The sequence below is a fragment of the Mesorhizobium sp. B3-2-1 genome, assembly GCF_006439515.1.
Classification (GTDB): Bacteria; Pseudomonadota; Alphaproteobacteria; order Rhizobiales; family Rhizobiaceae; genus Mesorhizobium.
This window is the reverse complement of sequence record NZ_VFTI01000025.1, coordinates 65,555-85,469: the sequence shown is the minus strand read 5'-3', so window position 1 is coordinate 85,469 and position 19,915 is coordinate 65,555. Positions and strand designations below refer to the sequence as shown.

The window sequence follows — 19,915 nt, the reverse complement described above, 5'->3', positions numbered from 1 at the left end:
TCATGGTCCGTAGGAGTTCGTGCCCCAGAACAACTTGTTCGGCGTCCGGGGCGTGCGGCGGCCGGCGACCTGGGCGAGGTCCAGGATACGGATGTCGCGGCTGGTGAGAGCAAAGAGCGCCAGATAGGCGACCGGCGCGATGGCCGCGGCCCAGAAGCTGGTCGTCACCAGGAATGCGATCAGGGTTACGCCAATGATGAGATAGAAAGCGGTGAGCGGAATGCCCCACATCATCGGCGGCCGCGTCAGGCCGATCACCAGCGGCGTCAGATGAGGCTTGTCGTCGGAGGGCTCGTTCATGGCTCACTTCCCGACCGCAGAGATCATCTGGTCGACGATCGCTGGTGCGCCGAAGACCAGGCCGATGCCGATGACGACGGCACCGGCGGTGAACCAGGACAGGCGACCAGCAAAGGCGAGGAAGCCGAGACCGATAACCGCGATGATCGCCAGCAGCCGACCGAACGGCCCGGTGATGAAATCCACGATCATCTGCACGGCGGTCTCGAGCGGGGCGAAAGCGCCCGATGTCTGCTGCGCAAAGGCCGGTTCTGCGGCCGTGATTACGAGCGCCGCAACGACCAGCAGGAGAAATGCTGGCCGCGCCCTTGGCGAAGCGAAATTAGGGACGATCTGGTTCTTCATGTCGGCCTCCTTCTAGAATTGCATGACGCCGCCAACCCACCGGCGGGCTTCTCCGGTGGCCAGCACGCCGGTCTTCGGGTCGTCGTCAATGTTCGGATGCGAGGACACTTTCCTGCCTCCGTCCTTCGGTCCCGGCAACTGCAAGCCGAGCTGGCGATTGGTCACCTCCGCGACGAAGCGGACGGTTTCCGGAAACGGCGGTACGCCGCCATATTTGTGGACGTTTGCCTCACCAGCGTTGTAGGCGGCCGCCACGATCAGCGGATTGCGATAGGTCTCGAGCAGCGATTTGAGGAACCGCACACCGCCGTCGATGTTCTCGGCGGGATTGCAGATGTCTGCGACGCCGAGAAATGCCGCGGTCGAGGGCATAAGCTGCATCGGTCCGCGCGCGCCCTTCGGCGAGTTGCGATCGCGATCCAGCCGGCTCTCGGTTGTCGCGATTGCGAGCGCAAAGCCGGGATCGACCCCATAGCGTCGCGCCACTCCGACCACCAGCTGGGCGATTTGTGAAGTCGTTAGCGGTGAAGGACCGCACGCGTATTCCGTATCGCTTTCAGATAAGTCAAATTGACTATGTATGGCAACGCTTCCATTGCTAGTGATGGCAGCGTTTGTCCCATCCGTATGGCCAATGGCAAGCGAGCTGTCGGTTGGTTGAATTTGGCCATCAGTGCGGACGACGTACTCCCTGTCTCTGTCCAGCCAACGGTTCCGAAAAACCGTGTCGACCGCGTCTGGAGGGGCAGCAGAATTCACAAGCCGTTCCGAATGGTTGCGAGATTCTCCCTGCCGATCGACTTGTTCGGCCAAAGACGCAGCCACGGCGAGATGCAAGCTCGTGACCGTCAGTACGACTGACGCTGGTAGGCGCCATGCTCGTGAGTGAATACGCGGCTGAACCATCCCAAATCATCCAAGACAAACAGCGTCGAATGCGGCAATCGGTATGTCAGATAAAAAAGAATGTCAATTTGCCTATGATTTTTTCTTGCGGCGGGCGTGCGAAAAGAGCACATTGTGATCAGCGACCACGCGATTGCGGAGGAAGGTTGGTATGAAACGCTGCGTTTGCAGCCTTGGTCTTTGCTTGGCGATGGCTATGCCAACTCTCGCAGCTGGACCCGTCGATCAGGCCTACATTCGCTCGCTTGCGGCTCCGGGAAAGACGGTGCTGGTCATCGAGTACTATGACGGCAAGGGCGGCGTGGGCGATCGCACGGGCTTCGCTTCAGCAAGCGGGTTCAAGGCGGTCTCGCCCACCGATTTCGCGGCCAACGACAAGATTGCCATCCATCTCTTCGGCATCGAGCCGTGCGACGGCGACATGGTGAACCGCCGTGAGAATTTCGCCGGCAGCTGCGCCGATTATGCCGAGCGAGGGCTCGCGACGCTGTTGAAGTCACCGAAGGTTATCTATTGCCGGGCCTTCGTCAGCGAAGCCAACGCCCCGGTCCAGGATGCGACCTGCTATGGCTACTACAACTATCCTGGCAGCCTCGACACGGTCGACATGTTCGAGGAGCAGCTCGTCTCGCTTGGTACGCATCGGATCGCAAAGAAGGCGGACGGCAGTCTCGCGCGGCCCGATCTCGAACAAGCCGAAAAGATCGGCCGCGGTGGATACGGTATGTGGGCCGATCCCAGGATCAAAGTCCAATGAAGGTCCTTGCCGCCCTCATCGCCGTTTCCGTCTCGGGGCCTGCCGCCGCTGCACCGGCAGGGTACTTTGATCTGCGACCCGGGGTGGCGCTCGAAAGTGGTGACAGCTGGATGGACGCCGGCAAGAGATACCATCTCTACGGCGTCCAGGCCTGCCTGCGCGGCACGTTTTATACGGATCGATCCGGCCATCGCGCCGATTGCGGCGAAGCCTCTTTGGCCGTCCTGGCGGCATTCATTGCCGATACCAGGCCCGTCTGCGCCCCCGTGGCAACCATCGCCAACGTAGCCCACGTTGTCTGCTACGCCTCGGTCGGCGCCGACCGGCTGGATTTCGGCAATCTGGTGATTACGTCCGGCTACGCTTTTGCGGCCCTGCAGCCAGATGGCCTGCCCTATTCTCCCGCGTATGCCGTTGCCGAGCAGGTCGCCCGCGAAAAACATGCCGGTCTCTGGCAGTTCAAGGATGTGCAATACCCCGCAATCTTGCTTGGCCGTGCCGCAGCGGGAAGTTCGAGAGACCGATGAGAACCCGAACGACCTGTTTGGCTTGGCTGCTCGCGACGTCAGTCGCCTTCCCCTCCCCTTGCTGGCCAGCTGACGCCGTTAGACTGGAGATGGCGCCGCAGGCGATCAACGAGACTGTTTCAAAAATGATCGTCGGTCGGGTGGCGCTGATCGATGGGCGCACCCTCTGGTTCCCGCGATCAGCGCAAAAAGTCCGCCTCGCCGGTATCGATGCCTGCGAACTACCGCAATGGAGCTTCGATCCTACGCGATATGGCAAGAGCACCCTCAAGCCCGTACCGTGCGGACCCCTCGCCAGAGCTTGGCTGAAACGCATAGTGGGCGATAGCCGGGTGACATGCACGGTTATCGCTGTCGATTCAAACGGCGCCTACGTCGGCAGTTGCTCCGCGCGTGGACACGACCTCGCTGTCGAAATGCTCCGTGTTGGCTGGGCACGGGTAAACTCCCCCTCGCCACCGGGATACATCAGCTGGCAACGCTACGCGATGGTCGCTCGCCATGGCATGTGGGCCACCTACGTCCTCGACATGGATGAGTGGCGCGCCGGGGCAGTCGATCGAACGCTGCAAAGACAACCGATCGCCGACTTCAATCTGCTGGCGGAACGAAAGCGCGAGATCTCTCCGCCGTTCATCGACGCTCGGAAACGGCCGGCTGGAACCGACCGGTAAGTTGTGCGTGCTCAGGAGGCAGGATCATGCGGCTCATCAAATCCATCATCACCGTCGTGGCGATGGCAGTCATTTCACCTCCAGTTGGCATTCTCAACGCGAAGGCTAGCGAATGGGGATGCGAAGTTTTGCTATGTGCATCGTCCACGAGTCCTTCCTGGCACGGGGTCCCCGCCTGCCACCCGCCAATGGAACGGCTTATTGCCGCCATGGCCAGTTGGGGGTTTTCGTGGCCGACCTGTCCCGAGGCTGGAACCGGCAAACCCGGCTATGAAAAATACGCCGATTGCCCGGCTGGTTGGATCGTGGGGCACAGCGAAGTCGGGCATGGAAGCCGCAGCGAGCCGAATCTCTGCGTCAAACACAGCGGGGATTGCGGTCGACGCGACGGATGCCGCGAGACGGCCTCGATCGTGAGGCCAGTACGTGACGACCCCTATTATTTCGACATTCCGGCCGATAGCGGGCCGGCAGCGAGACATTGGTTCAATCTACGGCACTAGCCATCGATCCCAATCCGAGCGCACTTCGATCGCAACTACGAAGTTGAGGGCGGCCGGTTCGCAGTGCTATCGGCCAACTTTTCCTAGCAATTCACCGAGTCGCCCTTTGAACTTGGCCACGCTAGCGACGATTTCGGAGACATCGCCGTCCTGCATCGTTTTTGGTCGCGCGAATATCGCAGCGATCACGTAGAGGGATTTTTGCTCAGCCTCTAACATGGTGCGAGCCTGACGCTGAGCCAGATGTCGCCACGCGGTCCGTTCGAGAAACCGACTAATTTTTAACCCGGTCAAGATCGCAATGTTATGCAGGGCGCTGGTGCCGAGCCTATCCCTTCGCCTGGAGAACCAACTTGCACTTAGCAGCGAGCGTCGATGCAGCTCGATACACCAAGCCATGCCACCAAGTCTGCCAAGACGTCTGACCAAAGTCTGTATTTTGAATTGCTGGTTCATTCACGAATAGGCGATCTCGCGACAATCGATCGCGACCGAACATAGATCATTCGTTGCGTGGCTGTCGCGCTGATCTGTTTCGCATGAATGTCAGCTGTCCCAGCCGATTGCGCGGCCCGACGCCGAAGCCTCCTGAATGTCGATCTGCGCTGCGGCGAGTTGCATGCCGGCGGTTTCGACAAACGACCCAAGCAGTTGGTAGCGAAAGCGGGCGGCGTCGAAGCGTGACAGCCAATCAGGCTCAATGACGCTGGTGAGACTGGTTATGCCAAGGAGCTGGCACGCCCCTGGGACGGAGCCGATCAATTGCCGGAAGAGACTTCCTCCGCGATAGCCCTCTCTTATGAAGAACCGCGACCATTCGTGGATCTCACGCCCACGCGGCACCGGTCCGCCGACCAGATGTGAAAAACGATCCTGCAGAAGGTGGGGGGCGGTCGTCGGCAATAATCTGTATCCGCCGACGACGCCACCGTCGTCGAGCGCGAGCACGTAAATGGTCTGCGGCGTATCATAAGCGTCGATCTCGCGCCTGTCGGGTCGGGCGATCGCTGACCACCCGCGTTCGCCAACAAATATCTCGTGACGCAACCTGTAGTGCTCTTCAAGGAGATCCTGATGGCGGGGGTCGGCGCTCCCGGTGATGAGGCGAATCATGATGGCTGCCACTCCTGTTTGGAGCGACATTCACCGCGAGGCACCTGCGCCGCCATGGCCATCCTTAGCCATTGACGCACAGGCTCCGTTCAGCCGGCTATCTCCATCGCGGTTAAAGCCCTGGCGACGGCCTGTGTGCGGGTGACAGAGCCCGTTTTCCGCATGGCGCCGGCGATGTGCTTGTTGACAGTGGAGTCGGATATCCCGAGGATCCGGGAAATCTCCCATGCCGTCTTGCCCTCTGACACCCACATCAGCACTTCACGTTCTCGCTCCGAAAGCATCAAACCTTTAGGCCGGCGCTTATGGTCGACCAGCAACTGGAGCCTGCTTGCGAAGGTAAGAGAAAGAACGTTCAGGGGTCCGATGGCATCTGTCTCGGTGATCGGCACTTCTCTTGCGAGCGAAATGCAGCCGGCGAGCGCGTTGCGCACAGGAATGGGTACACATACGCCGTCCCTGAGGCCGGCATCGGCTGCTTCCATCATGATGCGATCGCTGGCGGGGCCTAACGCACTGGCGCGTAGCCTAGCCTCGTTCCAGGTGAAGGGCGTGCTGAGCACATTGGAAGCAATCGCGACCGGATCGCGCTTGATATAATCGCGCGAGACATAGTGCGACATCCAGTCTTCAGGCCAGAAGCGCTCTAGAACCAGATTTTCGAAACGCTGCCCGTGGCCCGGCAAGCCCGTGACTATGAAGTGGCTGAACCCGAAATGGTCGATTGCCGTGCGATAGAGGCCGACTAGTGCCTCGATGCTGGTGGCGTTAGCCAGCTGCAGTGCGTTGTGAAGCACTTGCGCGGTATTCATTGCCTGGCTCCCTCGCATGAACGCCACGGAAACAACGGGAGCTTTGTTATGTAAGCCCGCTCGAAGTTATTTTTAGCCTCTCGAAGCTATGACGCAAGCTGAAGTTGCACAAGCCTTGATGCTGCAACAATAATCGGGCGAGATGCGTCTTTAGTCTTCCTTGCCGCAGTGGCTACGGAGCGGCCGGCCCAACATCATCCGACCGGCGAGCCTTCTGCATTGGAGGCTCATCTCTCTCCTGCTGTCTCAGTTGCGAAAAGACAGTGAACCAAAATTGAAAATCGTCCTCGCGACCGGCATAGCGCGCGCTAAAGGCCGCGGACGCGGCTGCCAGCGATGCCTTCGAACCGTAAAGGCCAACAGCCGCATCGACAGCTTCAGAGGGACTGCCGAAATGCCACAATGTCAACGGATTGCCGCCTGCCAGTATGTCCTCGTAATCGTTCTGTGCCATGCCAAAATCTCCCGCGGGTTGCGTCCGGCGCGGGCGGAGGGAGCCTTAAGGCCGGACGTTGAAACCCACGGAAATGAGCCACAGTCTCGGGCGTCTGCCCGGACGTTTCGTGCCGTCCCTGGCCTTGCGATTGAGGCGCGGCATCGATGCCGTTAAGCCCCACTGGCGTCAGCGACTATTTCAGATCGATGCTGCAAAGGCAAATCGCAGGTAGTGTTCCCGACCCGGAAAAGCGTTCCGAGAAGGTGGTAATTATACCACCTATGCCGCTGCCGCCGATTGCGCTAACCGTGGGCGCTGACTGTGTCATCCTTTTAGCTGGTTAACCAGAGAGGGTGGCAAAGTTCCGGCGAGAAGAGAACGCCCGCGCGCTCTCGCATGTTAGGACCCGCTCGCCTTCGACTGGGAGCGGGCATGCCGATGGAGCCAGTGGCGATTATCTGCTCACAAGACGCAGAACTCTATATTATCCTTGACTACATCCTAAGTATCGACGGATACAAAACCGTTCTCTCCGGCAATGTCGAGGAGGCGACCGAACGGACCAGGGAAACCTCGCCCGCAGCCATCATTTTGGACTGTCGCCGCGGCGGGCTTCCGGTTGCCGCGTTGTGCGCTCGACTGAAGCAGGACCCGGCGACCCACGCTGTTTTGACTATCGCGCTGATCGCACCGGGCGCGGAAGACCAGCATATCGCGCTTTTGAAAGCAGGCGTGGACGACAGCCTCGTGCGGCCTTTGGTACCGGCAAAGCTGATTGCCTCCCTGCGTTCGAAGCGAACGGCGGAGGCTCGCAGCACTGTCGGCCACCGCGTTCTCACCTTCGGCGACATGGAGATGCGCTCCGAAAGCTTTCGTGTCCGGCGTGGTGAAAGCGAGATCCAGCTCGGCGCGATCGAATTCCGCTTGTTGCGACACCTGCTCGAAAATCCAGGCGGCATTTTCAGCCGCGAGGACCTGATCGCCGTTGCCTGGCCAACCAATATTCATGTCAGCGCCCGTACGGTAGACGTGCATGTAAGCCGGCTGCGCAAATCGCTGCTGAGGCTTGGCGTTCGCAGGGTCATCCGGACGGTCCGGTCCGCAGGCTACATGCTTGATGACAAGAACGGTCCCTGAGCGACAGAACCGTTGTCGCGTTGGGGGCGGCCGGGGGTAAGCGCCTGCTGGCGGCTTCAGTGATCAAAACGAGTTCGCAAGTGACACGGCTGCTTGCATCTGTTATGTTCGACAAAATAACCGAAATGGCTAACAACGTGGGAGATGGTGATATGACCAAGACGCTGAAAAGGCCGTCGTCATCGACGGCTCCGCAGCAGCGCCTCGTCGCGAAAAAGAAGCGCGTGCGGAGCCTAATCCGCAAGGACGCCAACAAGGACAGGCCAGGCGAGCAGAAGTTTGTCGTTCGGCAGACGCTTCGTGCTGCCATTCGCAAAGGCCTGATCGGCTCTAAGGACGAGCGGATCACCGCACGTTTGAGCCATGCCCTCATCGAGCAGGCCAAGCGCCAGACGGGCATTGAGGGTGACACCGAGCTGCTTGAATTCGCTCTCGCGAATGTTGCGCTCGAGGACAATTTTCCCGCAACCATGAACAAGCTCGCGGGAACCATCGATCCAGACATCAAACTCGGCTTCTGATTGAGGTTTGAGTGTCAGAATTCGATGTGGAAGCAGCCCTTCGCTCGCTCCGTGGCTTTCCAACCAAAACACTTGCTCGCCGACCTGATGATCAGCTGCCCTTCGTGAACGAGGGCGAGCTCGGTGGGCAGGCCCTCTTGCTCGACACCTGTGTGTACATTGACAGGCTCCAAGGCAAAGCCCCCGCGTTGGTGACGCAGATCATGGACGGTCGGCACAATAACCATTCATCTGTCTGCATCCAGGAGTTGGCCCATACGCTTGGTGTCCTGAAGCCCGACGATCACCGCACCGCAGCCGTGCATAACGCCGTGTCCGAGCTCATCCGATCGATGCCCGGGCACCGAATCCTTACGCCCGATGCTGACGTCTTGGGCCGCGCTGCTGTTATGAATGGGGTGCTCTGTCGCCTGCAAGGTTACCAAGACGACCAGAAGCTGCGCTGCCTGCATGACTGCACTCTTTATCTGCAGGCATCGAAATCGGGGCTTGTCCTGTTGACTCGGAACATCGCCGACTACGACTTTTGCCGACAACTTATCCCTAGTGGCAAGGTCCTTTTCTACAGATAGCGCCACGTCTGCGTTCGCACCCCCAAGATCTCGAAATAGCCATTCCCCGTAATCGGCTGAATGGATGGTGATCTGCTGCCAAAATCGTGAGGGTTTGTTTTGATGGATGGCCCGCCATCAAGCCTTTTCCAGCGGAATTGTGACGCCTGCCGCTAAAATTATTAAGCGATCACGCAAAAACTCTTAATATTAATTCACGCACAAAATACAGATTTTGACGTAGTACCGGTTTTAACAAAGCTTTTTCAATAAAGCGACAGGAATGACTAGCCTCCTTCTACAATTGCTAATTTGTGAAAGGAAATTTTTCGATGAAAACAACAGAGGCTTCAGGCGGTGGGCGCACCAGTCGTTTCCGCAACACCGCTTCGGTGATCGATCGGACGCGATTGTATTTCGAAGAGGCTCACCGCCGCGGGCTCATGGCCGTTTATGCCCGCTCTGTGCGAGGGAGGGCTATATCGCTGACGGGAGGGGAGCGCAGAGGCAATACCATCACAGACTACGTGCGTTGTTCCTACCTCGGCCTGGACAATCATCCAGCCATCGTCGCCGGCGCAATTGGCGCAATAGAACAGTATGGAGCACTCCACTGGTCCTGTGCGCGTACGCGGCTGAACTTCGCACTCATAGGCGATCTTGAGGAGACGCTTTCCCAACTTTTTCGGGCACGCGTCATTGCGTATTCAACGGTCATGGTCGCCAATATGGGCGCGCTGCCTATCATTGCCTCCGGCCATCTGACGCGCGGGCAGAGACCCGTGATGGTCTTCGACCGCCTTGCCCATGCCTCGCTTGCCTTCCACAAGCCAGTGGTGGCGGAGGAGACGCAAGTCGAGGCAATTTCTCACAACGATCTCGATGCCTTGGAGCAGATTTGCCGTAAGCATCCGGTCGTCGCCTATGTGTGCGACGGCGTCTATTCGATGGGCGGCTTCGCGCCGATCGGAGGGCTTCTTCAATTGCAGGAGAAGTACGGGCTTTTTCTCTACATCGATGACGCGCACGGAATTTCGCTGTTTGGCGACAATGGTGAAGGCTTTGCGCGCTCGCTATTGCCGCGTGACCTCGGCGAGCGGACCATCGTCGCGGCCTCGCTCGGCAAGGGCTTCGGCGCGTCGGGTGGCATGCTCATGCTTGGAACGGCGCGTCAGGAAACTCTGTTTCGCCGCTACTCGATGCCACATGCGTTCTCGGCTTCGCCGAACGTCGCAGCCATCGGCGCCGCCCTCGCCTCGGCCGACATTCACCGCACCACCGAGCTCCAGACGCGCCAAGGCCGTTTGGCAGAGCGCATTGCCTTCTTCGACGAGCGCATCGATACGGATCAGCGCAACACACCCTTGCCCATTCGTATGATCAAGGTGGGCGACGAACTCGCCTCCATCGATTTCGCCGAGCGGCTGCTCGATGAGGGCTACTACACCTCCGTGACATTCTTCCCGACGGTTGCCCACGGCCACGCCGGCATACGGATCTGCCTGACCGCAAGCCATGACCTGACGGACTTAGAACGGCTCTGCGCCAAGATCCTGAGCTACGGACAACAAACACTGACTGCGGCCTGAGCCACCCACATCATCGAAGCCGACAACTCGGCTCACATCGAGGCAGCTCTTCTCCGAACGAAGTCTCATCCGGACGACACTGACTACTGGAGGTTCGAATCATGGCCAGCCATGACAAACTTGCGATCTCCCGGCTTGCGCATGAGCGTGCCAAGAAGGTCATGCCAGGAGGCAACACGCGCAGCAGCGTCTATGAGACGCCCTTTCCGCTTTATCTGGCAGCAGGAAAGGGAGCGTATGTGACCGACATCGACGGGAACTCCTACCTAGATTTCCAGAACAATTTCACGGCGCTGATCCACGGTTATGGCCACCGCGATGTCAATGCGGCCCTCGCGGCTCAAATCGGCAGGGGGCTCAGTTTCGCCAATCCGAGCGAGTGCGAGATCGATCTCGCCGAAATCGTTTGCGCAAGGGTACCCTTCTTCGAGCAGGTGCGCTTTACAAACACCGGATCGGAAGCGGTGATGATGGCCATCAAGGCAGCGCGCGCCATCACAGGGCGCCCGAAGATCGCCAAGTGTGAAGGCGCCTATCACGGCAATTACGACTATGTGGAAGCGAGTTTGGATCCCCCTCCTGCCGACTGGCAAACGGGAGCCGCAGAAGCAAAGGCGTACAACCGAGGAACCCCGGAGTCCGTCTTGGGCGAAGTGGTTGTCATTCCGTTCAACGACGTTGTTGCGACGAAGCTGGTCCTGGAGCGCCACAAGCAGACGCTGGCATGCGTTATCATCGATCCGCTTCCATCACGGGCCGGGCTTGTGCCCGCTGATCTCGCATATCTGCGTTTCCTGCGCGAGTTCACGGACCGCCATGGAATTCTGCTCATTTCGGATGAAGTTCTGAGTTTCCGGCTGAGCTATCGCGGGGCGATCGCCACCTACGGGATTGAACCGGACCTATGCACCTTCGGCAAGATCGTCGGCGGCGGACTGCCGATTGGCGCCATTGCCGGCCGAGCCGAGACGATGCGGGTATTTGACCCCAGCCGTGGCAAACCGCCCGTCTCACAGGCCGGCACCTTCACCGCCAATCCACTGAGTATGGTGGCGGGGGCTGCCGCCATGCGCGCGCTGACCGAAGTCGAGATCGAGCGGCTCAATGCTCTCGGAGCACAAACGCGGTCTGAACTTAACGAAGCGCTCGCCGCCTCCGACATAGGAGGTCATGTTACCGGCGCCGGTTCTCTGTTTTGCATATTCATCGGCGATAGGGACGTGAAGGACTACGCAAGCGCCTATCATGCCTGGCAGCAAAAGCAGCGCCTCTCCCAGCTGATCTCGTTCTGTCGCGACGAAGGGGTTCTATTTTCGCGCATCGGTCTGGGCGCCCTCTCCACTCCCATGGCTGACGCCGAGATCGCAGCGCTGGTCGTCCGGTTCGGTCGGGCTTTGGCCAGGCTTGCGGACACAGCGCTTTCCGCCGCCGTCGCATGAGGCTGGAGAATGACGGACATGAAGAGCGCCATTGCCGCTGCGAGCGACCGCTTTTCGCTCCTGGCCTACTGCCTGCTTGCCCTCGTCTCCATTTGGTGGGCGGGCTCCTATCTTCTGATTAAGATTGCCGTTGTCGATGTGCCGCCAGCGACGCTTGCCACGGCGAGGCTCCTGATCGCGTCCTCCGTGCTGCTCGTCTGGCTGAGGCTCAGCCGTGCTGGCTCGCTTCCCTCGAAGCTCGGTTCATGGGCCGGTTATGCCCAGATTGCACTGTTCGGCCACGCTCTTCCCCTTTATCTCATCGCTTGGGCATCGATGACCGTGCCGGTCAGCGAAATGGCGACCCTGGTTGCCACTACCCCTCTCTTCGCAGCGTTCTTTGCCCATGTTTCGCGGCGCGAGTGGCCGTCAAGCGCGACCATCTTCGGTCTATTGGTTGGCTTTTTTGGTCTGGCCGCATTCCTGGGCCATTCCGCGGGATCCATTTTGCACTCGAATGGGAGCGCGGCACCGCGTCTGGCCCTTTTGGCCGCGGCCGCAAGCTATGCTCTTTCCAGTCGCTCGGTGGCCCGGCTGAAGGACGCAAATGCCATCGTGACGGGAACGGCGGTGATGATCTGCGCCATTCCCATGCTGCTCCCGCTGAGCCTCGCCTTCGAGCGTCCTTGGGCGATCGCCCTGACGGCTCCCGCTCTCACAGCCCTGCTGCTGCTTGGCGTGATGTCCACGGCAGTGGTCTACGTCGTCTACTATCGACTGATAAGACTGAGCGGGCCGGCCTTCGCCAGCATGCATCACTACCTTGTTCCGGCTGCAAGCATCACGATCGGCGCGGTATTTTTGGATGAAAGATTAGATCTAGACCAGATCGCATTCATGACGCCGGTAATCGCGAGCGTCTTCATTGCGCGCGGATTGATATCACGAAAATTCTGACCCGACTTTTAGGGAGAACGATCATGCCTGTGCTTGAGACGCCACGACTTTCCATGCGCCCCGTGGCTATGTCGGACTTCGAAGCCATTCATCGCCTTCATACCGATCCTCTTGTCGTGCAATCGCTGTTTTCCGGAGAGCCTCCATCGCGCGAGAGCACGGGCGAAAAGGTCGAGCTATATGTGCGTGACTGGCAGCAGAACGGCTTCGGCTTTTTCTCGGTGTTCCTGAGAGGAAATTTACAGGAGCAAAGCGAGTTCGCCGGCCGGGCAGGCTTGCGCCGCTTCGAGGACACGAGCGATGTCGAATACGGCCTTTGCCTGTTTGGCCATATTGTCGGTCGCGGGCTCGGCCCAGAACTCGGCCGGGCGATCCTGCGCCACGCATTCGAGGAACTCGGTCTGGAGCGCGTGGTCGCGCTGATCCGGCCGGAGAACGAGCGTGCTGTTCGCGCGGCGCAAAAGATTGGGTTCAGCCACGTCGAAGATCGACGATATGGCGACCGCGTGAAGGGCTTCTACGACGTGCGCCCAAGCCAGTACGGAGTCGCCCTGAAGACCAGTGGATCCGGGAGGCATGCGAGCTGAACTCGGGCGCCCGTTCGCCTGTAACATGGAGAGAACTCATGAACATGGTCACCACGGACATCGGTGAGAAGCAGGTTTGCGATCTCGTTGTTCACAACGCGGTGCTTCTGACGGTCGATGAAGCGGACCGGGTTATCGCGAACGGCGCCATCGCGGTTCGTGACGGCGCGATTGCTGCCGTCGGCGCCGCTCACGACATCCTCGCCAGGTACAATCCCCGGCAGTTCCTCGATGCCGGCGGCGGTATTGTCCATCCAGGATTCATCGACGCTCACGTTCATATTTCCCAGTACACTTCTCGCAGCGCTCTCTCCTGCATGGAGGGAACCGGCGTGACGATGGGTGACTGGAAGAGCGCGCTTACGCCAGAAGATGAGCACGCCAGCGCAGCCCTGGCAGCCATGGACTACCTCAAGAGCGGTTACACCGGTTTCGTCGACCCAGGGACGATCTTCTCGCCGGACGCAGTCGCGTCGGTGGCGGAAGAATTCGGTATTCGCATATGGCTGACCGACCCTTATGTCGCTGACGCCGGCGTGGAGCTCAAGAAGCACTTTCCGGAACTTGTCAGCGATTCGTTTCTTGCCCGCTGGCCGAAAAATCAGGAGGAAGCCTTTCGCCGCCTGGGCTCTCAACTATTTCGCAACAAAGAGCGGAACAGTCTCGTGAGGGCCTTTATCGGTCTTTATGGCGAAGGCACGGATTCTGAAGAGCTGTTTCGCGCCGCCTTCGACCTCGCCCGCCAGCACGGCGTGCAGATGCAGGAGCATCTGGGCTATTCGCCCCTCCCATACCGTCAGCGGGAATCCGCATTTGGGGTAAGCATGATGCAGCACATGTCCGAAGAGGGCCTTCTCAACGGCCATGTCACCTTTGTGCACATGAACGCTGTCCACGGCGGCGACGTCCCGATCCTGGCGGCGCATGAGGTCGGCATCGTATGGTGCCCTTACGGGCAACTTCAAATGCTCGGCCGAGGCGGCGCCGAAGGCCGGATGGTGGAATTGCACCGCGCAGGCGTAAAGGTCGGCATCGCCAGCGACATTCCTCGCGCCGTCCATTTCAGCGGCCTCGGATCATTGGTCGCGGTCACTGCCGCGGCAACGGGCCTGGCTGCGTCGGGCCGCGAAATCCTGCGCATGCGCACGAGTGGATCCGCGGCCACGGTAGGCGCCGCCTCGGAGATCGGCAGCCTCGAAGTCGGAAAGCGCGCCGATTTCGTGGTCCGCAGGCCAGACGTCTCCGAAAATCTAGGGCGCGATTACGCCCTGGAATTCGCGGTCATTGCCGATGCCAACAGTATCGAGTTCGTTTTCGTCAACGGCGAATGCGTCGTAAGCCAGGGCGAGGTCCTGCGCGCCGACGATCATGCCGTGATTTCTCGCGCCCGGGATTCGGTGCGCGGACTTGCCGCCCGCATTGGCCTTGCCTAACGAGCGCCTCAGGCGCGAACGCCAATTCGGGAAGCGAGCGATCGTGCCGATCGATGCGCGTCGGCGACAATGGCGCCCGCGTCCAGATTGGCGACCTGCCCGCGGTCAACGACTTGGCGGCCGCCGACGAACACGGCTTCGACCGTGTCGCGACCGCCTATCACAGCCATTTCAAGCGCTGGATCGAAGCCGAAATTGACGGACGTGGTGGGGCACCGGACGACGAAATCGGCGCGCTTGCCGAGCTCAAGGCTGCCCAGATCTCCCTCGGCGCCGACGGTTGCAGCGGCACCGTGGGTGCGCATCCGCAGGATTTCACGTGGCGTTGCCGGCCGTCCAGAAGCCGCGGCCGCGGACATCGCCAGCGTTCCGAGCGCGTCGAAATCCGCGACCCGGGGGATGTCGCTTGCAATGCCGACGGCCACGCCCGACCGCTGCAGTTCAACCATGCGCGCCTGTGCATCGGGTTGCCCGAGCATCTGCAACTGGCCCCATGGGCACCAGACAACGCGCACCCCATGCTTGGAGAGAAGGGAAACCTCGTCTTCGCGAACCAGGTTCATGTGGACAAAAGTTACATGCGGAGCCAGGAAGCCGCGTTCCTCGAACCATTTCAGCAGCGGCCGCCTCAGCATTAGCTCCCGCTTGCGCTGAAAGGCGGGAAGGTATCCAAGATGCTCTTGCAGCCGCACACCATGACCCTGGGCTAGGTCGAATGCGGCTTTGTAGAGTTCTGGCGAGTCGGTCGCCTCGCCGTAGAGACCCACAAAAGCCTTGACCAGGCTATCCGGATCTCTGTTTCGAAAAAGCTGCGACCCCAGTCTCTTCAGCGCTTCGTCCTGAGTTCTTGGCCAGCGCGCAAGAAAATTCGGGCTGACCAGTTCAGGCAGATTTTCGGCCAGCGCCTCGGCACCGTCAGCGACATAGGGATCGGTGAGCCAGATGCGAATGCCAGCTTCGTCCGCGACAGCCGCGACCGCGTCCGGCGAAAAAATGGTGCCGGGATCGACAAACCCCGTATACCCACATTTCAGGTAGTCGAGAGAGGCCAGAAGCGCGCTCGCATGCTCATCTTCGGGCGTCAGCGCGCCTTTCCAGTGCCCCATCGTAACGGAGGTCCCTTCCATCAAGGGCAGGACGCTGCGCGCCGTGTATTGGGAGATATGGACATGGGGGTCGATGAAGCCCGGATGGACCACCCCACCGTTCGCATCGTACAGCGTATCCGAGGTGTAACGGCCGAAGATCCGCGCTTGGGCGTCGAGTGCGGCAATGCGCCCGTCTCGCACGGCAAAGGCGCCGTCGACAACGACGCGATCATGCGCATCGATCGTGAGGATCGTGGCATTGTGGACAATGAGATCACAGCGTTGTGGTTGCCCTGACTCGGACGGTTCTTTGAAGGTGGTGGTTGAGATAGGCATGATACGGTTCCGAGATAGGTCAGCGGTGTCGAAGGCGCCTAAAGGACTTACGGCGGCGTGAATTCACCGCCGTTGAGGTCGAGCACCGCGCCATTCACGAAGTCGGCGTCCGGCGCCACTAGGAACGCAACGGCGCGAGCAACGTCCTCTGGCCGACCTAGACGGCCAATGGGTACGCGCGCCAGCGATTCCTTGTTGATGGGCGACTCCGTGGGACCCGCCATATCGGTGACGATGCGACCGGGCGTAATCGTGTTGGCCGTGATGCCAAATTGCGAGTATTCGCTCACGATAGAGCGCGCCAGGCCGACAAGGCCGCTTTTGGATGCCGTGTAGGCGGCGCCGGCGATCCGCGGCATCGTTCGACCGGCGAGCGAACCGATGAAGACGATGCGCCCGTATCGACGCTCGGCCATGGTAGGCAGCACGCATTGGCAGCAAACCAGCGCACCGGTCAGATTGATCGCCAAGACTTCGTGCCATTCAGCGAGGTCGATTTCTTCGATGGGAACGCGCCCGCCATTGCGTTTCGGGGAGTATCCGGCATTGCAGACGAGGACCGCCGGCCCCGGCCAATCCGCTTTGAGATCTGTGAAGAATCCACGCACAGCCTCCGGATCGCGTAGATCGACAACCGCGGATCGTACGCGCTCGTTCCCATAAGAACCGGCCAAGGCGCGGGTGGATGTCGCAACGCGTTCCGGCTGCTGACTGAAGAAGGCCACACGGTAGCCGGCCCGCAGGAGGGCATCGGCGCTTGCAAAGCCTATGCCGCTTGAGGCGCCGGTGATGACAGCAACCGGTATCTCGTCGCCGAGCTCCACCATCAGACCTCCTCCATGAGAGAGCGAGACGGTTGAGACCGGTCGAGCGTTCCATCAAAGAGAGACAACGGCGGATGGGCATCGGGGTCCGTGACGATGTCGATCAACCAGGGTCCGTCTTCAGAAAGTGCGCGTCGAAGCGCGGGGAGAATGTCCTCATGATGCTCGACTTTTATGGCGTTGCAGCCACATGCGCTGGCAATCGCGGCATGGTCGACCGGTGCGAAGTGGCAAGCGCTGGTGTATTGGCCAAATTTCACGGTTTCGGCATCCTTCTGATAGCCGAGGACGCCGTTGTTAAGGACGATGACAGTGAGGTCGATGCCAAGGCGTACCATTGTTTCAAGCTCCGCCCAGGAGTGGGCAAATCCGCCATCGCCGACCAAGGCGATAACGGGGCCGTCGAAGTCAGCGAGTTTTGCGCCAATGGCCATGGGCAGCCCCCAGCCAAGACCGGCGAGGCCACGCGGCGTGAGGAACCGCTGACCGGCTTTCAAGGCGGTGAGTTGGCCGACCACCCACATCGAAGAATAGCTGGCATCCGCCACCACCGTCGTCTGGGGCGTAAGGCAGCTCTGGAGCTCCATCATGATGCGCTCAGGGCGAAGCAGCGCAGCGTTGCGCGCCAAAATCGCGCCGCGATCTGCTTCAAACGCAGCACGCATTTGCGCGATTTTTCCCTCCAGTTGATCGCGTCCCGCCAGGCGATGCGAAAGGTCACGGCAATTGAGCATCTCCGACAGGGCTACCAGCGTCTCCGCCGCATCGCCGACGAGACGGAGCGCCTCGTAGTTACGACCGATCTCGACCGGATCGACATCCAAATGAATGATGCGGGCGGAGCGGGGAATCGAGCGCCAGCTGTCAGTTCCGTTCTGATTGGTGCGCGTCCCGACAAGCAGGATCACATCCGCCTCTTCTAGAAACCGTCTCGAATGGCGCCCCAATGATCCTGGCCCGTTGAGCGGGCCAAGCACGCCCAGCGAAAGTGGGTGGGTTTCATCCACGGCCCCCTTGCCCATGGGGGTCGTCATCACGGGCAAGTGTGCCAAGTCCTGCAGGCGAGCAAGCGCCTGCGGAGCACCGGTCGTCAGGGCCCCGCCGCCGGCCATGACGACAGGCTGGCGCGCCTCTGCCAGCAGTTCCACAGCCGCAGAAATGGCTGCATCGCCTGGGCGCGATCTGTCGATTGGCCATGAGCCGAGCGCCGCCAGGCGCGGATGCCCAGTTTCGGGCGCAATCTCCCGCAACAAATCCGCGGGCAGCAACAACACTGCTGGACCAGGCCGACCACTGCCCGCCGCTGCGAAGGCGGCATCGACATAGTCATCCACGCGGTCCGCAGTAATGATGCGCCTGACCCATTTGGCACAGGCCTGGAACAGGGCTATGTGATCGAGTTCCTGAAAAGCGTTGCGATCGAGATAGGGGCGCTCCACCTCCTGGACGAGCGCCACGATTGGCACGCTTGCCTTCAGCGCTTCGGCGAGTGGCGGAACCAGCAACGTAGCCGCCGGGCCGTTCTGGGCTGCAACCACGGAAATGCGGCCGGATCGTCGGGCATATCCATCGGCCATTGCGCCGCCCATATTCTCTTGGCGGTAGGCGATCTGGCGAATGCCAACCGCCTCGGCCGCCAGGATGACCGCCGACGGAAGACTTTGCGCGAAAATGAGCTGTACGCCGTGGCGTTTTAAGGCCTTGGCGATACGCATGGCGACGGTTTCGGCACAAGGCGTGGACATTACGATATCTCCTCAAGGAGCGCGGAATTTTCGGCAAGGAATGTTTCAAGGGCGTCGGCGATCGCATCGACCTCCGCTTCGCCCATGGACGTCGAAAGACAGGCCGCCGCGCCAACTGGCAGAATGATGCCGTTTGCCGCGAAAAATCGCGACATCTCTTTCATGACCTTGGCTTCGGCAGGGCTCAAATGCGCTTCCCGGAATTCGCGCGGAGGCGTCGGCTTCGGGTGAAGGCGGAAGAGCGAAGCCGCCCCGGTAATGCTAAGCGGCGCATTTGCCCGTGCAATGGCGTCCACCAAACGGCTGCGCAGTCCGTCACCCAACCGTTCAAGCCGGGCGAAGGCAATCTGATCGAGGGCCTCCATCGCGGCGTGGCCAGCCACCATCGAGATCGGGTTCGCGGAAAATGTCCCCCCTTGCGGAAGCAACGGACGGCCGCGGCTGCCGTCGAACACGCTCATGACGTCGCCCAGACCACCAATCGCTCCAATCGGGAAGCCGCCTCCGATAATCTTACCCAAGGCGAACAGGTCCGGCTGAAGGCCATAGCGCGCCGCTGCGCCGCGATAGTCCTGACGAAAATTGAGGACCTCATCGCTGATAATGAGAATCCCGTGCTCGCGTGCCATTTCCTGGAGCGCGGAAACGAATTCCGGTGCGGGAGCGATCAGCCCGGCACGGCTCGGCATCGGATCGATCAGCACGGCGGCGATGTCACTGCCGTGCCGGGACAGCAACTGACGCGCTCCAGCTGGATCGTTGAACCGAAGCACCACCACATCGTCGAGCACCGAAGCCGGCATGCCGCGGTAATAAGGCGTCCCCGCCGGGCGATCTGGGGGTCCCCAGTTATCCGGCACGCTTGCCTGAGCGACCTCCACCCAATCATAGGCACCGTGATAGGCGCCTTCGATCTTGGCGATCCGGGATCGTCCGGTGAACGCGCGGGCTGCCTTGATGGCGAACATGACGGCTTCCGTGCCTGTATTGACGAAGCGGATGCGCTCGAGCCGAGGCACACGTGTGCATAATAGGGAGGCGAGCTCGACTTCCGCCTCCGTAGGGTTGGCAAAGCAGGTGCCGTTCCTCATTTGGCTTTCGACGGCTGCGCGCACCGGTTCAAAACCATGCCCGTGAATGAGCGTGGTGAAGTTCAGATTGAGGTCAAGGAAGCGTCTTCCGTCGACATCGGTCAGATAGGCTCCCTCTGCGCGGGCAATGTAGCGGGGCACCGGATCCCGTTCGATGGTGACGCGTGTCGTGCCATCCGGGAAGACGGCATGAGCGCGTTCAAACAACGCATGTGAAAGCGGTCCAGGTGGGAACGCGGCTGCTTGCGTCGTTTGTGAACTGGCC

Annotated in this window: 23 protein-coding genes; 12 read left to right on the top strand and 11 right to left on the bottom strand. The window is 60.5% G+C overall.

Annotated features, from left to right (window positions below):
• The 3 genes from FJW08_RS23520 to FJW08_RS33050 are packed head-to-tail and all read right to left on the bottom strand — an operon-like array spanning position 1 to position 1,131.
• Complete coding sequence (locus tag FJW08_RS23520) at positions 1-300, bottom strand: VirB3 family type IV secretion system protein (protein ID WP_140758340.1); 300 nt, start codon at positions 298-300, stop codon at positions 1-3.
• 3 nt (positions 301-303) lie between these two features.
• The gene (locus FJW08_RS23515; protein ID WP_140758339.1) at positions 304-645 is read right to left on the bottom strand and encodes a TrbC/VirB2 family protein; all 342 of its coding nucleotides are present in this window, start codon (positions 643-645) and stop codon (positions 304-306) included.
• A 12-nt stretch (positions 646-657) separates the two neighbouring features.
• Positions 658-1,131: a lytic transglycosylase domain-containing protein gene (locus FJW08_RS33050; RefSeq protein ID WP_246682514.1), complete on the bottom strand. Its 474-nt coding sequence runs from the start codon at positions 1,129-1,131 to the stop codon at positions 658-660.
• Positions 1,132-1,702: 571 nt separating this feature from the next.
• Here FJW08_RS33050 and FJW08_RS23505 point away from each other — a divergent pair.
• The 4 genes from FJW08_RS23505 (at position 1,703) to FJW08_RS23490 (ending at position 4,012) form a co-directional block, all read left to right on the top strand.
• Positions 1,703-2,308 (top strand): hypothetical protein, encoded by a 606-nt coding sequence (locus FJW08_RS23505; protein WP_140758450.1) that lies wholly within the window; start codon positions 1,703-1,705, stop codon positions 2,306-2,308.
• Positions 2,305-2,835: a thermonuclease family protein gene (locus FJW08_RS23500; RefSeq protein WP_140812495.1), complete on the top strand. Its 531-nt coding sequence runs from the start codon at positions 2,305-2,307 to the stop codon at positions 2,833-2,835. The genes FJW08_RS23505 and FJW08_RS23500 overlap by 4 nt, the downstream gene beginning before the upstream one ends.
• An 89-nt stretch (positions 2,836-2,924) precedes the next feature.
• The gene (locus FJW08_RS23495) at positions 2,925-3,509 is read left to right on the top strand and encodes a thermonuclease family protein (protein ID WP_246682512.1); all 585 of its coding nucleotides are present in this window, start codon (positions 2,925-2,927) and stop codon (positions 3,507-3,509) included.
• A gap of 26 nt (positions 3,510-3,535) precedes the next feature.
• Positions 3,536-4,012, top strand: a complete 477-nt coding sequence (locus tag FJW08_RS23490) for a hypothetical protein (protein WP_140758335.1) — start codon at positions 3,536-3,538, stop codon at positions 4,010-4,012.
• A 66-nt stretch (positions 4,013-4,078) separates the two neighbouring features.
• On the opposite strand, the gene FJW08_RS23485 is transcribed toward FJW08_RS23490, so the two are convergent.
• The 4 genes from FJW08_RS23485 to FJW08_RS23470 all read right to left on the bottom strand — a co-directional run bounded on the left by FJW08_RS23485 (position 4,079) and on the right by FJW08_RS23470 (position 6,391).
• On the bottom strand, positions 4,079-4,468 hold the full coding sequence (locus tag FJW08_RS23485) for a hypothetical protein (RefSeq protein ID WP_140758334.1): 390 nt from the start codon (positions 4,466-4,468) through the stop codon (positions 4,079-4,081).
• A 90-nt stretch (positions 4,469-4,558) separates the two neighbouring features.
• On the bottom strand, positions 4,559-5,125 hold the full coding sequence (locus FJW08_RS23480) for an acyl-homoserine-lactone synthase (RefSeq protein WP_181183023.1): 567 nt from the start codon (positions 5,123-5,125) through the stop codon (positions 4,559-4,561).
• An 89-nt stretch (positions 5,126-5,214) separates the two neighbouring features.
• On the bottom strand, positions 5,215-5,937 hold the full coding sequence (locus FJW08_RS23475) for an autoinducer binding domain-containing protein (protein ID WP_181178508.1): 723 nt from the start codon (positions 5,935-5,937) through the stop codon (positions 5,215-5,217).
• A 172-nt stretch (positions 5,938-6,109) separates the two neighbouring features.
• On the bottom strand, positions 6,110-6,391 hold the full coding sequence (locus tag FJW08_RS23470; protein ID WP_140812491.1) for a hypothetical protein: 282 nt from the start codon (positions 6,389-6,391) through the stop codon (positions 6,110-6,112).
• A gap of 414 nt (positions 6,392-6,805) precedes the next feature.
• On the opposite strand from FJW08_RS23470, the gene FJW08_RS23465 reads away from it, so the two are divergent.
• The 8 genes from FJW08_RS23465 (at position 6,806) to FJW08_RS23430 (ending at position 14,566) form a co-directional block, all read left to right on the top strand.
• On the top strand, positions 6,806-7,510 hold the full coding sequence (locus FJW08_RS23465) for a response regulator transcription factor (RefSeq protein WP_181183022.1): 705 nt from the start codon (positions 6,806-6,808) through the stop codon (positions 7,508-7,510).
• A 152-nt stretch (positions 7,511-7,662) separates the two neighbouring features.
• On the top strand, positions 7,663-8,031 hold the full coding sequence (locus FJW08_RS23460) for a hypothetical protein (RefSeq protein WP_227792314.1): 369 nt from the start codon (positions 7,663-7,665) through the stop codon (positions 8,029-8,031).
• An 11-nt stretch (positions 8,032-8,042) separates the two neighbouring features.
• Entirely contained in the window at positions 8,043-8,603 is a 561-nt protein-coding gene (locus FJW08_RS23455; RefSeq protein ID WP_140758329.1) for a type II toxin-antitoxin system VapC family toxin, read from the top strand.
• 311 nt (positions 8,604-8,914) lie between these two features.
• A complete protein-coding gene (locus tag FJW08_RS23450) occupies positions 8,915-10,171 on the top strand; it encodes an aminotransferase class I/II-fold pyridoxal phosphate-dependent enzyme (protein ID WP_140812489.1) in 1,257 nt (418 codons plus the stop codon).
• Between the two features lie 101 nt (positions 10,172-10,272).
• Positions 10,273-11,610 (top strand): aspartate aminotransferase family protein, encoded by a 1,338-nt coding sequence (locus FJW08_RS23445; RefSeq protein WP_140812488.1) that lies wholly within the window; start codon positions 10,273-10,275, stop codon positions 11,608-11,610.
• 9 nt (positions 11,611-11,619) lie between these two features.
• Entirely contained in the window at positions 11,620-12,546 is a 927-nt protein-coding gene (locus tag FJW08_RS23440; RefSeq protein WP_140812487.1) for an EamA family transporter, read from the top strand.
• Between the two features lie 23 nt (positions 12,547-12,569).
• The gene (locus tag FJW08_RS23435; protein ID WP_140758325.1) at positions 12,570-13,133 is read left to right on the top strand and encodes a GNAT family protein; all 564 of its coding nucleotides are present in this window, start codon (positions 12,570-12,572) and stop codon (positions 13,131-13,133) included.
• A 38-nt stretch (positions 13,134-13,171) separates the two neighbouring features.
• Positions 13,172-14,566: an amidohydrolase family protein gene (locus FJW08_RS23430; RefSeq protein ID WP_140812486.1), complete on the top strand. Its 1,395-nt coding sequence runs from the start codon at positions 13,172-13,174 to the stop codon at positions 14,564-14,566.
• A gap of 8 nt (positions 14,567-14,574) precedes the next feature.
• On the opposite strand, the gene FJW08_RS23425 is transcribed toward FJW08_RS23430, so the two are convergent.
• Genes FJW08_RS23425 through FJW08_RS23410 form a run of 4 tightly spaced genes read right to left on the bottom strand, consistent with a single transcriptional unit; the run spans position 14,575 to position 19,857 of the window.
• Complete coding sequence (locus tag FJW08_RS23425; protein WP_140812485.1) at positions 14,575-15,990, bottom strand: amidohydrolase family protein; 1,416 nt, start codon at positions 15,988-15,990, stop codon at positions 14,575-14,577.
• A 47-nt stretch (positions 15,991-16,037) separates the two neighbouring features.
• A complete protein-coding gene (gene fabG, locus FJW08_RS23420) occupies positions 16,038-16,817 on the bottom strand; it encodes a 3-oxoacyl-ACP reductase FabG (protein ID WP_140812484.1) in 780 nt (259 codons plus the stop codon).
• Positions 16,817-18,559 (bottom strand): acetolactate synthase catalytic subunit, encoded by a 1,743-nt coding sequence (locus tag FJW08_RS23415; protein ID WP_140812483.1) that lies wholly within the window; start codon positions 18,557-18,559, stop codon positions 16,817-16,819. Before FJW08_RS23415 ends, fabG begins: the two co-directional genes overlap by 1 nt.
• The gene (locus FJW08_RS23410) at positions 18,559-19,857 is read right to left on the bottom strand and encodes an aspartate aminotransferase family protein (RefSeq protein WP_246682518.1); all 1,299 of its coding nucleotides are present in this window, start codon (positions 19,855-19,857) and stop codon (positions 18,559-18,561) included. The genes FJW08_RS23415 and FJW08_RS23410 overlap by 1 nt, the downstream gene beginning before the upstream one ends.
• Between the last annotated feature and the right edge of the window lie 58 nt (positions 19,858-19,915).

Excerpts from the sequence above, each read along its gene's own strand:
- FJW08_RS23520 (WP_140758340.1), bottom strand. The coding sequence starts at position 300 with ATGAACGAGCCCTCCGACGACAAGCCTCATCTGACGCCGCTGGTGATC.
- FJW08_RS23515 (WP_140758339.1), bottom strand. The coding sequence starts at position 645 with ATGAAGAACCAGATCGTCCCTAATTTCGCTTCGCCAAGGGCGCGGCCA.
- FJW08_RS23505 (WP_140758450.1), top strand. The coding sequence starts at position 1,703 with ATGAAACGCTGCGTTTGCAGCCTTGGTCTTTGCTTGGCGATGGCTATG.
- FJW08_RS23500 (WP_140812495.1), top strand. The coding sequence starts at position 2,305 with ATGAAGGTCCTTGCCGCCCTCATCGCCGTTTCCGTCTCGGGGCCTGCC.
- FJW08_RS23495 (WP_246682512.1), top strand. The coding sequence starts at position 2,925 with ATGGCGCCGCAGGCGATCAACGAGACTGTTTCAAAAATGATCGTCGGT.
- FJW08_RS23490 (WP_140758335.1), top strand. The coding sequence starts at position 3,536 with ATGCGGCTCATCAAATCCATCATCACCGTCGTGGCGATGGCAGTCATT.
- FJW08_RS23485 (WP_140758334.1), bottom strand. The coding sequence starts at position 4,468 with ATGAACCAGCAATTCAAAATACAGACTTTGGTCAGACGTCTTGGCAGA.
- FJW08_RS23480 (WP_181183023.1), bottom strand. The coding sequence starts at position 5,125 with ATGATTCGCCTCATCACCGGGAGCGCCGACCCCCGCCATCAGGATCTC.
- FJW08_RS23475 (WP_181178508.1), bottom strand. The coding sequence starts at position 5,937 with ATGAATACCGCGCAAGTGCTTCACAACGCACTGCAGCTGGCTAACGCC.
- FJW08_RS23470 (WP_140812491.1), bottom strand. The coding sequence starts at position 6,391 with ATGGCACAGAACGATTACGAGGACATACTGGCAGGCGGCAATCCGTTG.
- FJW08_RS23465 (WP_181183022.1), top strand. The coding sequence starts at position 6,806 with ATGCCGATGGAGCCAGTGGCGATTATCTGCTCACAAGACGCAGAACTC.
- FJW08_RS23460 (WP_227792314.1), top strand. The coding sequence starts at position 7,663 with ATGACCAAGACGCTGAAAAGGCCGTCGTCATCGACGGCTCCGCAGCAG.
- FJW08_RS23450 (WP_140812489.1), top strand. The coding sequence starts at position 8,915 with ATGAAAACAACAGAGGCTTCAGGCGGTGGGCGCACCAGTCGTTTCCGC.
- FJW08_RS23445 (WP_140812488.1), top strand. The coding sequence starts at position 10,273 with ATGGCCAGCCATGACAAACTTGCGATCTCCCGGCTTGCGCATGAGCGT.
- FJW08_RS23440 (WP_140812487.1), top strand. The coding sequence starts at position 11,620 with ATGACGGACATGAAGAGCGCCATTGCCGCTGCGAGCGACCGCTTTTCG.
- FJW08_RS23435 (WP_140758325.1), top strand. The coding sequence starts at position 12,570 with ATGCCTGTGCTTGAGACGCCACGACTTTCCATGCGCCCCGTGGCTATG.
- FJW08_RS23430 (WP_140812486.1), top strand. The coding sequence starts at position 13,172 with ATGAACATGGTCACCACGGACATCGGTGAGAAGCAGGTTTGCGATCTC.
- FJW08_RS23425 (WP_140812485.1), bottom strand. The coding sequence starts at position 15,990 with ATGCCTATCTCAACCACCACCTTCAAAGAACCGTCCGAGTCAGGGCAA.
- fabG (WP_140812484.1), bottom strand. The coding sequence starts at position 16,817 with ATGGTGGAGCTCGGCGACGAGATACCGGTTGCTGTCATCACCGGCGCC.
- FJW08_RS23415 (WP_140812483.1), bottom strand. The coding sequence starts at position 18,559 with ATGTCCACGCCTTGTGCCGAAACCGTCGCCATGCGTATCGCCAAGGCC.